13 protein-coding genes are annotated in these 12,851 nt (G+C 66.1%); 9 read left to right on the top strand and 4 right to left on the bottom strand.

Going from position 1 to position 12,851, the window contains the following annotated elements:
- Window positions 1-16 precede the first annotated feature (16 nt).
- The gene (locus tag QX128_RS17500; protein ID WP_315801689.1) at window positions 17-652 is read left to right on the top strand and encodes an HAD-IA family hydrolase; all 636 of its coding nucleotides are present in this window, start codon (window positions 17-19) and stop codon (window positions 650-652) included.
- A gap of 89 nt (window positions 653-741) precedes the next feature.
- On the opposite strand, the gene mtnA is transcribed toward QX128_RS17500, so the two are convergent.
- The 3 genes from mtnA to QX128_RS17485 form a co-directional block, all read right to left on the bottom strand.
- Window positions 742-1,848, bottom strand: coding sequence for an S-methyl-5-thioribose-1-phosphate isomerase (gene mtnA / locus QX128_RS17495; RefSeq protein WP_316238052.1), 1,107 nt, complete (start codon window positions 1,846-1,848; stop codon window positions 742-744).
- A gap of 13 nt (window positions 1,849-1,861) precedes the next feature.
- On the bottom strand, window positions 1,862-2,737 hold the full coding sequence (locus QX128_RS17490) for an S-methyl-5'-thioadenosine phosphorylase (protein ID WP_315801691.1): 876 nt from the start codon (window positions 2,735-2,737) through the stop codon (window positions 1,862-1,864).
- Window positions 2,738-2,827: 90 nt separating this feature from the next.
- On the bottom strand, window positions 2,828-3,100 hold the full coding sequence (locus QX128_RS17485) for a phosphopantetheine-binding protein (RefSeq protein ID WP_316238084.1): 273 nt from the start codon (window positions 3,098-3,100) through the stop codon (window positions 2,828-2,830).
- 403 nt (window positions 3,101-3,503) lie between these two features.
- On the opposite strand from QX128_RS17485, the gene QX128_RS17480 reads away from it, so the two are divergent.
- Genes QX128_RS17480 through QX128_RS17470 form a run of 3 tightly spaced genes read left to right on the top strand, consistent with a single transcriptional unit; the run spans window position 3,504 to window position 6,599 of the window.
- Complete coding sequence (locus QX128_RS17480; RefSeq protein WP_316238083.1) at window positions 3,504-4,673, top strand: acyl-CoA dehydrogenase family protein; 1,170 nt, start codon at window positions 3,504-3,506, stop codon at window positions 4,671-4,673.
- 42 nt (window positions 4,674-4,715) lie between these two features.
- Window positions 4,716-5,678 (top strand): amino acid--[acyl-carrier-protein] ligase, encoded by a 963-nt coding sequence (locus QX128_RS17475; RefSeq protein WP_316179339.1) that lies wholly within the window; start codon window positions 4,716-4,718, stop codon window positions 5,676-5,678.
- Window positions 5,679-5,717: 39 nt separating this feature from the next.
- Complete coding sequence (locus tag QX128_RS17470; RefSeq protein WP_316238051.1) at window positions 5,718-6,599, top strand: acyl-CoA acyltransferase; 882 nt, start codon at window positions 5,718-5,720, stop codon at window positions 6,597-6,599.
- Window position 6,600: 1 nt separating this feature from the next.
- Here QX128_RS17470 and QX128_RS17465 read toward each other — a convergent pair whose 3' ends face one another.
- Entirely contained in the window at window positions 6,601-7,488 is an 888-nt protein-coding gene (locus QX128_RS17465; RefSeq protein ID WP_316238050.1) for a branched-chain amino acid aminotransferase, read from the bottom strand.
- A gap of 141 nt (window positions 7,489-7,629) precedes the next feature.
- Between QX128_RS17465 and QX128_RS17460 the strand changes: the two genes are divergently transcribed.
- From QX128_RS17460 to QX128_RS17440, 5 genes are all read left to right on the top strand, one after another.
- Window positions 7,630-8,586 carry an alpha/beta hydrolase gene (locus QX128_RS17460; protein ID WP_316238049.1) on the top strand — a complete coding sequence of 319 codons (957 nt, stop codon included), beginning with the start codon at window positions 7,630-7,632 and terminating at the stop codon, window positions 8,584-8,586.
- Window positions 8,587-8,736: 150 nt separating this feature from the next.
- Entirely contained in the window at window positions 8,737-10,041 is a 1,305-nt protein-coding gene (locus QX128_RS17455; protein WP_315801697.1) for an O-acetylhomoserine aminocarboxypropyltransferase/cysteine synthase family protein, read from the top strand.
- A 12-nt stretch (window positions 10,042-10,053) separates the two neighbouring features.
- Entirely contained in the window at window positions 10,054-11,034 is a 981-nt protein-coding gene (locus tag QX128_RS17450; RefSeq protein WP_315801698.1) for a homoserine O-succinyltransferase, read from the top strand.
- 87 nt (window positions 11,035-11,121) lie between these two features.
- Entirely contained in the window at window positions 11,122-12,363 is a 1,242-nt protein-coding gene (locus QX128_RS17445; protein ID WP_316238048.1) for a DUF763 domain-containing protein, read from the top strand.
- A 4-nt stretch (window positions 12,364-12,367) separates the two neighbouring features.
- The gene (locus QX128_RS17440) at window positions 12,368-12,829 is read left to right on the top strand and encodes an NUDIX domain-containing protein (RefSeq protein WP_316238047.1); all 462 of its coding nucleotides are present in this window, start codon (window positions 12,368-12,370) and stop codon (window positions 12,827-12,829) included.
- Window positions 12,830-12,851 lie beyond the last annotated feature (22 nt).

Here is a 12,851-nt window from a genome sequence, read left to right as displayed (position 1 = left end):
GAAGGACAGGACTGACATGGTCGAGGCGGTGATCTTCGATTTCGGTGGCGTGCTGACGACATCGCCATTCGAGGCATTCGCACGGTTCGAGAAGGAGCGCGGCTATCCTGTCGACATCATCCGCAACACCAATGCCGCCAACCATCTCGAGAACGCCTGGGCGAAATTCGAGCGGGCCGAGATCGACCTCGACACTTTCGACCGGCTGTTCGCGGAGGAGTCGCTGGCGCTGGGCGGCGCTGCGGTCAGCGGGCGGGAGGTGCTGCCACTGCTCACCGGCGACCTCCGTCCCGACATGGTCGAGGCGCTCCGCCGCATCAAGGCGGAGTGCAAGACCGGCTGCATCACCAACAATCTGCCGGCGAACGCAATCGGCAGCCAGGGCGGCCGCTCGTTGTACGTCGCGGAGGTGATGGCGCTGTTCGATCACGTGATCGAGTCGGCCAAGATCGGCCTGCGCAAGCCCGATCCCCGGATCTACCAGATGATGACCGAGACGCTCGGCGTCAGCCCCGCGGACTGCGTCTACCTCGACGATCTCGGCATCAACCTGAAGCCGGCGCGCGAGATGGGCATGACGACGATCAAGGTGGTCAGCGCAGCGCAGGCGATCGCCGAGTTGGAAGCCGCGACGGGTCTGAGCCTGCGCTGATCGTCATTGCGAGGCATCCTTGCGCCGAAGCAATCCGAAGGCTTCGTGGGATTCTGGATTGCGTCGCTGCCCTCGCAACGGCGCTGATCCTAATCGTTCGTCTGTTTGGCCCGATCCGGAAATGCCGCCGCCAGTGCCGCGCCGTCGGCCCGCAGCACGCCGCGCTCGGTGATCAGCCCGCTCACCAGCCGCGCCGGCGTGACGTCGAAGCCGTAGTTTGCGACCGGCGATCCCGGCGGCACGATGCGCACCGTCTCGATACGGCCGTCGGCGGTGCGGCCGGTCATCTCGGTGACTTCCTGCGCACCGCGCTGCTCGATCGGGATCTGTCGTCCCTCGGCGACCGCGAAATCGATCGTCGGCGACGGCAACGCGACATAGAACGGCACGCCGTTGTCGTGTGCCGCGAGCGCCTTGAGATAGGTGCCGATCTTGTTACAGACATCGCCGTTGGCGGCGACGCGGTCGGTGCCGACGATGGCGAGATCGACCATCCCATGCTGCATGAGATGGCCGCCGGTGTTGTCCGGGATGACGGTGTGCGCCACGCCATGATGACCGAGCTCCCAGGCGGTCAGCGACGCGCCCTGATTGCGCGGCCTGGTCTCGTCGACCCACATATGGATCGGAATGCCGCGATCATGCGCGAGATAGATCGGCGCGGTCGCCGTGCCCCAATCGACGGTCGCAAGCCAGCCGGCATTGCAGTGGGTCAGCACGTTCACGATTTCGCCCGGCTTCTTGCGCGCCGCGGCCGCTTCGATCAGCGCGAGGCCATGCGCGGCGATGCCCTGGTTGATCGTGACGTCCTCGCCGGCAATGTCGACGGCGCGGGAATACGCCGCATCTCGCCGCTCCGACGGCGCCAGCCGGCGCAGCATCGTGCCCATCGTGTCGAGCGCCCATTTCAGGTTGATCGCCGTCGGCCGCGTCGCGATCAACATCTCGTAGGCGCGGTCGATGCCGGGATCGGAGCGGTCGTCGCGCATCGCCAGCGCCATGCCGAAGGCGGCGGTGGCGCCGATCAGCGGCGCGCCGCGAACCAGCATGCCGCGGATCGCGTCCGCCGCCTCCTCGCATGTCGTGATCTTCGCCACCACGAACTCGTGCGGCAACCGGCGCTGATCGATCGCGCAGACCGACCAGCCGTCGGAGTCGAGCCAGATGCTGCGATAGTGCCGGCCGTCCACCTTCATGTTCGATCCCCCTTCAACCGCGCAAGATACGGCCTGCGACCGCATCGAGCTTGTTCAGAAGCTCGGGATCGCGCGCCTCCGGCGCAGTGATCAAGGCGGTGTCGAGCGCACGGTCGGAGCCGATCGGGCACGGTTCGTGCTCGCGCGGAAACTCGCGGGCGAGCCGCGCAACTAGTGATTTCGCCTTGTCGGCGTTGGTGGTGAGCACGCGAATGATGTCCTGCACGGTAACGGCGTCGTGATCCGGATGCCAGCAGTCGAAGTCGGTCACCATCGCGACCGTCGCGTAGCAGATCTCGGCCTCGCGAGCGAGCTTCGCCTCAGGCATGTTGGTCATGCCGATCACCGAATAGCCCGACGCCTTGTAGGTCATGCTCTCGGCATAGGTCGAGAATTGCGGTCCCTCCATGCAGACATAGGTGCCGCCGCGCGCGATCGCGATGCCTTCGGCCTCGGCCGCCGCCGCCAGATGAATGCGCAACCGCGGCGAAACCGGATGCGCCATCGAGACGTGGGCGACGCATCCCCTGCCGAAAAACGAGCTCTCACGCTTGTAGGTGCGATCGACGAACTGATCGACCAGCACGAAAGTGCCCGGCGGCAGCTCTTCCTTGAACGAGCCGCAGGCCGACAGCGACACCAGGTCGGTGACGCCCGCGCGCTTCAGCACGTCGATGTTGGCGCGGTAATTGATGTCGGACGGGGACAGCCGGTGTCCCTTGTCATGGCGCGGCAGGAACACGATCGGCAGCCCCGCGATCGTTCCCCGGCGCAATGGCGCCGACGGCTCGCCCCAGGGGCTCGCGATCACCTCTTCGCGCGCATCTTCCAGTCCCGGCAGATCATAGATGCCCGAGCCGCCGATAATGCCAAGCACAGCCTTCGTCATGACGTCCCCATCTCCAACGGAGACGAGAATGCCAGCTTTGCGACGGATTGAAAACAGCGACGCGGGAAACCGCGGGGCGTGGCAGCCGGGTCAGGCGGCCTTGGCTGCCGCAAGCTGACCGCTCACCAGACGCTCCAGCGTGGCGACAGACTGGAAGTTCTCCGGCGTGATCAGCTCCTGCGGAATGGTGAAATCGAACTCCGATTCGAGCGCCAACATCAGGTTGACCATGTCTATGGACGTCAGCCCGATGTCGACGAGCTTTGCATCCGCCGTCACGTCGGTAGAACTGGCGTTCTGCGCGAGGATATCGCGCACGAGCACCATGATCCTGTGACTGACATCGACATCGAAACTCGGCATGGGGACCTCTTCACTCGCGGCTTGTTCCGGCACGTCGAATTTAATCGACGCTCGCGCAAGGAGATAACGCAATCCGGCGGCGAAAGAGTTACGCCGCATCCCCGTTCCAGGTCTGAACTCGTCTTAACGCTAACGGCTTGGCCCGAAATTCTCGGACCGAAACAACCAGGAATTAACCCCCACCCGTCGATCGCACAGCGTTTACCCTGAATTTCGTCGACGTATTTGAATCAAATCCATACCCTGCGTGCAGCCCAAAAAAGAAGGCGCAGTGCATCTGTCCTGATCTTGCGAGGACGCACGTGCCGATCTCTCAACGAGACAAAATCCGGAGTATCGATCGGTCATGACTCTCCAGGGAACCGCGCTTCGCAACCCGATCCCCGATGATGGCGAGAGCCTTATGCTCGATCGCAGCTCCTTGTTCCTGCAGCGGACCGCCGCTGTTGCCGCGCAGGCCGCCGCGGAAGCCGACGAGGTCGACCGTGACGGCCGCTTCCCCAAGGCCGCAATCGATGCGGCACGCGAGCACAAGCTGCTCGGGATGCAGATCCCGGTCGAGTTCGGCGGCTTCGGAGCCTCGATCCACGACATCGCCGACGTCTGCTATGCGCTCGGCCGCGCCTGTGCCTCCAGCGCCATGATCTTCGCCATGCACCAGACCAAGGTCGCCTGCCTTGTGCGTCACGGCCGCGGCAGCGCCTACATGGAATCCCTGATGCGCCGTATCGCATCCGAGCAGCTGCTGATGGCCTCTTCCACCACCGAGGGACAGAACGGCGGCAACATCCGCGCCAGCGCCGCGGCCGTCGGCCACGACGGTAACCGCATCTCGCTGAAGCGCGACGCCACGGTGATCTCCTATGGCGCGGAAGCCGACGGCCTCGTCACCATTGCCCGTCGCGCCGACAGCGCAGCCGCCTCTGATCAGGTGTTGCTGGCGCTGACCACGGACGATTATACGATCTCGCGCACCCTTGGCTGGGAAACGCTGGGCATGCGCGGCACCTGCTCGACCGGATTCGCGCTCGAGGTGAGCTGTCCGTCCGACCGCATGTTCACCGAATCCTATGACCGCATCCACGGCCAGACGATGACGCCGTTCGCGCATCTCTGCTGGTCATCGGCCTGGTCCGGCATTGCTGCGGCCGCGGTGGAGCGCGCCCAGCGCTTCCTGCGCAAGGCCGCTCGCGGCGCCGGCGGACAGATGCCGCCGGCAGCTGCACATTACACCGCGGCTAAGATGGCGCTGGCCCGGCTGCGCGCAATGATCGTCACCAACATGGATGCCTTCGTCGCCCATGAATATGACGAGCGGGCGCTGAGCTCGCTCGACTTCCAATCCTCGATCACGCTGTTGAAGGTGCAGGCCTCGGAGCTTGCCGTTGAGACCGTGATGCATGCGATGCGCGCCTGCGGGCTCTCGGGTTATCGCAACGACGGCGAGTTCTCGATCGGCCGCCACCTGCGCGATGTTCTGTCGGCGCCGATCATGATCAACAACGACCGTATTCTCACGAACATTGCCACGGCCAATTTGATGAGCACGGTACCGGCCTCGCTCCATGAATGACCGCGCCGATCGCAGCCATTGCCTCCACCCAGGATTTGCACAATGACGATCCCCGTTCTCCCGCAGTCGCCCGAGATTGCGCCCCAGCCGGCCGACGCGCTCGATCATCTGACCGACGCCCTGTTCCATCGCATGGGCGCGGATGGCGTCTATGCACGGACCGCGCTGTATGAAGGTGTTGTGGAGCGGCTCACGACGCTCATCACGCGGCATCGTGAGCCCGGCACGGAGGTCATGCGCTTCCCGCCGGTCATGAGCCGGACGCAGCTTGAGAAGTCCGGCTATCTCAAGAGCTTTCCAAATCTGCTCGGCTGCGTCTGTGGCCTGCACGGCACCGAGCGGGACATCCACGAAGCCGTGGCACGTTTCGACAAGGGCGGCGACTGGACCACCTCGTTGTCGCCGGCCGACCTCGTGCTGTCGCCCGCAGCCTGCTATCCGGTGTATCCGATCGCGGCGAGCCGTGGTGCACTGCCGGTCGGCGGCCTGCGCTTCGACGTCGCGGCCGATTGCTTCCGCCGCGAGCCGTCGCGGCATCTCGACCGCCTGCAGTCGTTCCGTATGCGCGAATATGTCTGCATCGGCACACCCGACGACGTCTCGGCATTCCGCGACCGTTGGATGGTGAAGGCGCAAACGATCGCCCACGATCTCGGGCTGTCGTTCCGCGTCGATCACGCCAGCGACCCGTTCTTCGGTCGCGTCGGCCAGATGAAGGCGGTCAGCCAGAAGCAGCAGGCGCTGAAATTCGAACTCCTGGTGCCGTTGCGATCGGAAGAGCAGCCGACCGCCTGCATGAGCTTCAACTATCACCGCGAGCATTTCGGCACGACCTGGGGCATCGACGACGCCGACGGCGCGCCGGCGCACACCGGTTGCGTGGCCTTCGGCATGGACCGCCTCGCGGTCGCGCTGTTCCACACGCACGGCATCGATCCGACGCGCTGGCCGTCGCGCGTGCGCGACGCGCTGCTGGTGGAGCGTCAGCCCGACGTCGTCGGCTGACGTCCTACCGCCATCGTCGGGAGATCGGCAGGCAATCTCATGACCGCGCGCAAGCCGCTGATCCGCTGCCGGGAGATCGGGGAGCCCGATCTCGACGCGGTCGCCGATCTGCTCACGCGCGGATTTCCGCGGCGGTCCCGCGCGTATTGGGCCACGGGCCTGCACCGACAGACCGCGCGTCCGGCGCCCGGAGGCTATCCCCGCTATGGCTATCTGCTGGAGAACGACGGCGCGGCCGTCGGCGTGTTGTTGCTGATCTACAGCAACCGGGGCACACCCGCGCAGCCGCAGATCTGGTGCAACCTGTCGAGCTGGTATGTCGAGCCGTCGTTTCGCAACTATGCGACGATGCTGACCCGGATCGCACAGCGTTTGCCTGAGGTGACCTACATCAACATCAGCGCCGCGCGCCAGACATGGCCGATCATCGAGGCGCAGGGCTTTCGTCCCTATTGTTACGGCTTGTTCTTTTCAGTGCCCGCCATGTCATTTGCCGGCCGCGGCGCGCAAGTGGAGCAGGTCGCCGTTGACGCCCAGGCGCTCGATGGACTTCCGCCCAGCGAGGCTGACCTGCTGATCCGCCACGCAGGCTATGGCTGCCTCAGCATCGTGGTCCGGTCGAAGCATGGCCCGGTTCCGTTGGTGTTGCAGCAGCTCCGGGTCCGGCAAGGACGGTTCGCATTGCCGGCAATGCAGCTGATCTACTGCCGTGACACCTCCGACTATGTTGCCTGCGCCGGCGCCGTGGGCCGCTTCCTGCTGCCGCGCGGACGCGTGTCCGTCGTCGTCGACGCCGACGGGCCGATTGCCGGGCTCTACGGCGTCTACACCGAACGCCGCGGCCGCAAATACGTCAAGGGACCGGAGCCGGGGCGGCTCGGCGATCTCAGCGATACCGAACTTCCCGTCTATGGGTCCTGACCTATGCCGCGGCCCTGAACCGGTGGGCATAGTCCCAGTACAGCCTGCGTGCGCGGCTGAAGACGGGACCGATTGGCAGCGTCCGGTCGTCGATGCGGATCACCGGCGCGACCTTGGCGAAGTTGCCCGACGAGAATATCTCGTCGGCGTTCAGGAAATCGTCATATCGGAGCGTCGTCTCGACCACACTGACACCATCGCCTCGCAGCAATTCGATCACGCGCTGTCGCGTGATCCCGTTGAGGAAGGTTCCGTTCGGCACCGGCGTGAAGACAACGCCGTCCTTGACCATGAACACGTTGGCATTGCCGAACTCCGCGACGTTGCCGAGCAGATCCAGCATCAGGCAGTTGTTGAAGCCGCGCGAGGCCGCTTCGATCAGCGCGCGCGAATTGTTCGGATAGAGGCAGGCCGCCTTGGCGTCGACCGGCGCGCATTCGGCCGTCGGCCTTCGGAACGGCGACAGCGTGATGGCGTTGCCCGTCGGCTGCGGCATCGGCGCCTCATAGATGCACAGGCACCAATTGGTGGTGTCGGGATCGAACAGGACACCGCCGCCGGCGCCATGCTGCGCCCAGTACATCGGGCGGATGTAGAGCTCGGCTCCCGCTCCGAACCGCGCGATCCCTTCCCGCGCCAGCCCCATCCAGGTCTCGACGTCCACCACGGGTTTGAGCCGGAAATTGATCGCGGACTGATTCACACGCGCGCAGTGCCGATCGAGATCGGGCGTCACGCCTTCGAACGCGCGCGCCCCGTCGAACACGGTCGATGCGAGCCAGGTCGCGTGGGTCCGCACGCCCATGATCGGCGCATTGCCCTCGCGCCATTCGCCGTCGAAGAAGGTCCAGGTCTGCGAGTAGCTGACAGGCTTGACGATGTGGGTCATGGCGGCGCTCCCGTTCGGCATCGATCGTATCTGCACTTCTGGCTTGAAGATTTTAAGGATTTCCCCGCCGCGGCCTGCCGCTCATGATCGATTCACTGCTGATGGGCACAATGGTCGCTGCCTTGGTTAACTGGAGCTGTCATGCCGCTCGACCCTCGCGCCCAGCGCCTGCTTTCGATGGTAGCTGCCGCTATGCCGGAAAGCCGGCAGCATCCGAGTGTCGGGCAACGCCGGCAGTCGCTGGCCAAGCTGATGCAGTTCGCGCGGAACGACTGCGGCGCCGTCATCACGCGGGATGGCACGTTCGCCGGCCCCTCCGGGCCGCTTCGTTATCGCCTTTATACGCCGGCAGCAGATCCGCACGATAGCGGAGCGCGCCCTGGCTTCGTCTATTTTCATGGCGGCGGTCTCGTGGCGGGCAGCATCGACACGCACGACAACGTCGCCGCTGCGCTTGCCGCCGCCTCCCGCTGCCGGCTGCTCTCGATCGACTATCGCCTCGCGCCCGAGCACCCGTTCCCGGCAGCGATCGAGGATGCGATCGCTGCCGTTCACTTCGCGATCGATCACGCGGCCGCGCTCGGCATCGACGGCAATCGGATGGTGATCGGCGGCGATTCCGCGGGCGCGACGCTCGCCGCCGCGGTTTGTCAGCAGGCCCACGACCGCGCCGACCTCAGAATCGCGGTGCAGTGCCTGATCTGCCCGGTGCTCGACTTTTTCAATCCCTGGCCATCGCGCGAGCTGTTCGGGACTGGCTACCTGATCGACAGGGGAACGTGGCAGGCGGACCTCGCCGACTGTCTGGACGGCAAGACCGATGTCGCGCATCCACTGATATCGCCGCTGTGCCGCGAGACGCTGGCCGGGCTTCCGCCCGCCGTGATCCACACCGCAGAGTTCGATCCGATGCGTGACGAGGGCAATGCCTATGCGGCACGGCTGGCGGAGGCCGACGTCACGGTCGCGCATGTCTGTCACGACGGCATGGTCCACAATTTCCACGCGCTCGGTGCGATCCTGCCGCAGGCCAAGGCCGCGCTGGATCTGGTCGGGCGGCAAATCCGGTCGCTCCTGCAAGTTTCTTCTATCCGCTAATTCGAAGTTCTTCGGCCACATCTCGTTAGGGTTATTTCGTCGTTCTTGTCGCGAATTATTGCCCGCTTTACGCCTGCGCTCCTACAACGGCACCACTCGCGGAATACGAGCAGCTCGCCGCATTGGTCGAAGCGAGCGTGGAGATCGCCGATGCGCAACGAGACGATTGCAATCCACGCAGGCTATGAGCCGGAGGCGACCACCAAGGCCGTCGCGGTTCCGATCTATCAGACCGCCGCCTACGCCTTCGACAGCGCCGACCACGGCGCCGCCCTGTTCAATCTCGAAGCCGAGGGCTACCGCTACAGCCGCATCTCCAATCCGACCACGGCGGTGCTCGAGAAGCGCGTCAGCGAGCTCGAGGGCGGCGTCGGCGCGCTCGCCGTCGGCACCGGGCAGGCGGCGCTCCACTTTGCATTCGTCAACCTCGCCGATGGCGGCGGCAACATCGTTTCGGTGCCGCAGCTCTACGGCACCACGCACACGCTGCTCGGTCACATCCTGCCGCGTCAAGGCATCACTGGACGCTTTGCCGACAGCGATGCGCCCGACGCCATCGAGCGTCTCATCGACGACAACACCAAGGCGGTGTTCGCGGAGACGATCGGCAACCCCGCCGGCAATGTCTGCGACATCGAGGCGTTGGCCAAGGTCGCGCATCGCAACGGCGTGCCACTGATCGTCGACAACACCGTCGCGACACCGATCCTGCTGCGGCCGTTCGACTACGGCGCCGACATCGCGGTGCATTCGCTGACCAAATTTCTCGGCGGCCATGGCACGACGCTGGGTGGCATGCTGGTCGACAGCGGCAACTTCCCCTGGAAGGATCACGCCGACCGCTTTCCCGCCTTTACCCAGCCCGATGCGTCCTATCACGGGATGGTCTACGCCGATCATTTCGGCCGCAGCGCCTACATCCAGCGCGCGCGCAGCGTCTATCAGCGCACCATGGGCGCGGTGCTGTCGCCGTTCAATGCCTTCCTGCTGCTGCAGGGTATCGAGACGGTCGCTCTGCGCATGGAGCGCCACGTCGAGAATGCGCGCAAGGTCGCCGAATTCCTCCGCAACGATCCGCGCGTGGCGTGGGTCAACTACGCCGGCTTCGCCGACAGCCGCTACTATCCCCTCGTCCAGAAATATCTCGACGGTCGCGCGTCGTCGCTGTTCACGTTCGGGATCAACGGCGGCATGGAGGCCGGCAAGGCGTTCTACGACGCCCTGAAGCTGGTCACGCGGCTGGTCAATATCGGCGATGCGAAGTCGCTGGCCTGCCATCCCGCATCGACCACGCATCGGCAGATGCCGCCGGACGACCAGCGCAAGGCGGGCGTCCTTCCCGAGACGATCCGGCTGTCGATCGGCATCGAGCATGTCAGCGACATCATCGAGGATCTCGACCAGGCGCTCGCCCAGGCCTGCCCTCGCCCGCGTCAATTGGATGCGGCGGAGTAGAGCGATCAGCCGATGACCCTGCTGTTCGACCGACATCGCAGGATCGCGAGCCCTGCCCTCGCGCCCGCCGAGTTCGACGACCGGGGCCGGCGCCCGATCGAGCTTTCGATCGGCCTCGTCAACAACATGCCGGACAGCGCCTTGAAGGCGACCGATCTCCAGATCGCCCGCCTGCTGCAACAGTGCGCGCCGCGGCACGTCCGCATCCGCCTGCACTGCTTCTCGCTGCCCTCCATCATGCGCTCGCAGGCGGCGAGGCACCACGTCGCCCAGTCCTACGCCGACATCGGGTCGCTCGACCGGCTCGGCATCGACGGCCTGATCGTGACCGGCGCCGAGCCCGTCGCGGCGGCCTTGCGCGACGAGCCTTATTGGTCGGACCTCACCTCGGTCATCGACTGGGCCAGAACCAACACCCGCTCGACGATCTGGTCCTGTCTCGCGGCCCACGCGGCCGTGCTGCATCTCGACGACATCGAGCGGCAGCGGCTGGCGAGCAAATGCTCCGGCATCTTCGACTGCGAGAAGGTCCAGGACGACTGGCTCACGCACGGCATCCATTTGCCGCTCCAAGTGCCGCACTCCCGCCTCAACGCCGTCAACGAGCCGCTGCTGGCGGAGCGCGGCTACGACATCCTGACCCGGTCTGACGAGGTCGGCGTCGACATCTTCGCGCGCTCGATGCCAAGCCGGTTCGTGTTCTTCCAGGGCCATCCCGAATATGACGCGCTCTCCCTGCAGCGCGAATACATGCGCGACATCGCGCGGTTTCTCGCCGGTCAGCGCGACGACTATCCGCGGCTGCCGAAATCCTACTTCAGCGCCGAGAGCGAGGCGGTGCTCAACGCGTTCGAGTGGCGGGCCAAGGAAAGGCGCGACCCGACGCTGGCGGCCGAGCTTCCGGGGTTGACGTTGCGGCCTGACCTCGCCGCCGAAAGCGCTGCACAGACGCTGTTCAGGAACTGGATCGCCCATCTCGGGCAGACCGGCTAACGCCAAAGTCCGCCCGACATCGGATCGATCGCGCATCGGCGCGCCTTCTGTTAGATTGGTGCGACACGCCTCCTCTGCAAGGTTCCGATGGCCCGACGTACCGGCAGCGCCGATCTTCCGCTCCATTCCGGACGCGTGCCGGCCTGGCTCGGCATGCGCATGGCCTCGCTTGGCGCCATCATCACCCAGGCGATCGTGCATCATTACGGCCGCGACGAATTCCTGGCGCGGATGTCGCATCCGTTCTGGTTCCAGTCGTTCGGCGCCGTGATGGGCATGGACTGGCATTCCTCCGGCATCACCACCAGCGTGATCGGCGCGCTGAAGCGCGGACTGAAGCCGCTGTCCGGCGAGCTCGGCATCTACGTCTGCGGCGGCCGCGGCGAACACTCGCGCAAGACGCCCGACGAGTTGCGCCTGCTCAGCGACCGGCTCGGCCTCGACGGCGAGGAGCTGGTGCGGACCAGCAAGCTGGTCGCCAAGGTCGACAGCGCCGCGGTGCAGGACGGCTTCGACCTCTATCTGCACGGCTTCTTCGTCACTGCGGACGGCAAATGGACCGTGGTGCAGCAGGGCATGAATGGCGGCAGCCGCCAGGCCCGGCGCTACCATTGGCACTCGCGCGAGCTTGCGAGCTTCGTCGACGCGCCACACAGCGCCATCGATGGTCCCGTCCAGGGCGAGATCGTCAACCTCACCGACAAGCGCGCCGCGCCGTCGCGCAACGCCCAGCTCGAACTGCTCACCGAGCTTGGCCCCGACCGCGTCGTCACCGAGTTCGAACGGCTGAGCACGCCGGAGCCGGCGCAGGGCGTCCTGCCGCATCTGGTCATGCCTGCGCATCACGACGTCAGGCCGAAGGACGTGTTCGCCCGCCGGCTGCACGGCACGCTCGCGGCCGCAGCCGAGCGCGGTCCGGTCGACTTTCCCGACCTGCTGCTGACGCCGGGCGTCGGCGCCCGCACCGTGCGCTCGCTCGCCATGGTCGCCGAGGTCGTGCATGGCGCGCCCTATCGATTCAGCGATCCGGCGCGGTTCTCGCTGGCGCATGGCGGCAAGGACCGGCATCCCTATCCGGTGCCGGTCAAGGTCTACGACGAGACCATCCGCGTGCTCAAATCCGCCGTCGGCAACGCCAGGCTCGGCCGCGACGAGGCGATGTCGGCGCTGAAGCGGCTCGACGACCAGGCGCGCCGGCTTGAGCGCAGCGCGACCGGCCCCTCGCTCGACGCCTTCATCGCGACCGAGCGCGCCGCCTCGCCCGAGCTCGACGGCCGCTCGGTGTTCGGCTGGGAGCGCGACCTCATCCAGCGCACCGGCGAGGCGTAGCGGCATGCCGGCGCGCAGCGCGGGCGTGCTCGCGTTTCGCCGCACCGCCAATGGAGTCGAGGTGCTGCTGGTGCATCCCGGCGGACCATTCTGGCGCAACAAGGATCTCGGCGCCTGGTCGATCCCGAAGGGCGAGTTCGGGCACGGCGAGGCGGCCGAGGCGGTGGCGCGGCGCGAATTCGCCGAGGAGCTCGGCACCGCGCTGACGGCGCCGCTCGTGCCGCTCGGCGAGATCAAGCAGCGCGGCGGCAAGGTGGTCGAGGCGTTCGCCGCCGAGACCGACCTCGACGCCGGCAGCATCACCAGCAACGCGTTCGAGCTCGAATGGCCGCCGCGCAGCGGCCGTATCCAGCGTTTTCCCGAGGTCGACCGCGCCGCCTGGTTCGACCTCGCCGAGGCGAGGATCCGGATCAATCCGGCGCAGGCCGCACTGCTCGACCGTCTCGTGGCGATCGGCGGAGGGTGAGCTGTCACCATCCGCCGCCGGC

Source organism: Bradyrhizobium sp. SZCCHNR1015, from assembly GCF_032489875.1.
GTDB lineage: Bacteria > Pseudomonadota > Alphaproteobacteria > Rhizobiales > Xanthobacteraceae > Bradyrhizobium.
Note: the sequence above shows the minus strand (reverse complement) of the source record. Positions and strands in the feature narration are given on the sequence as shown.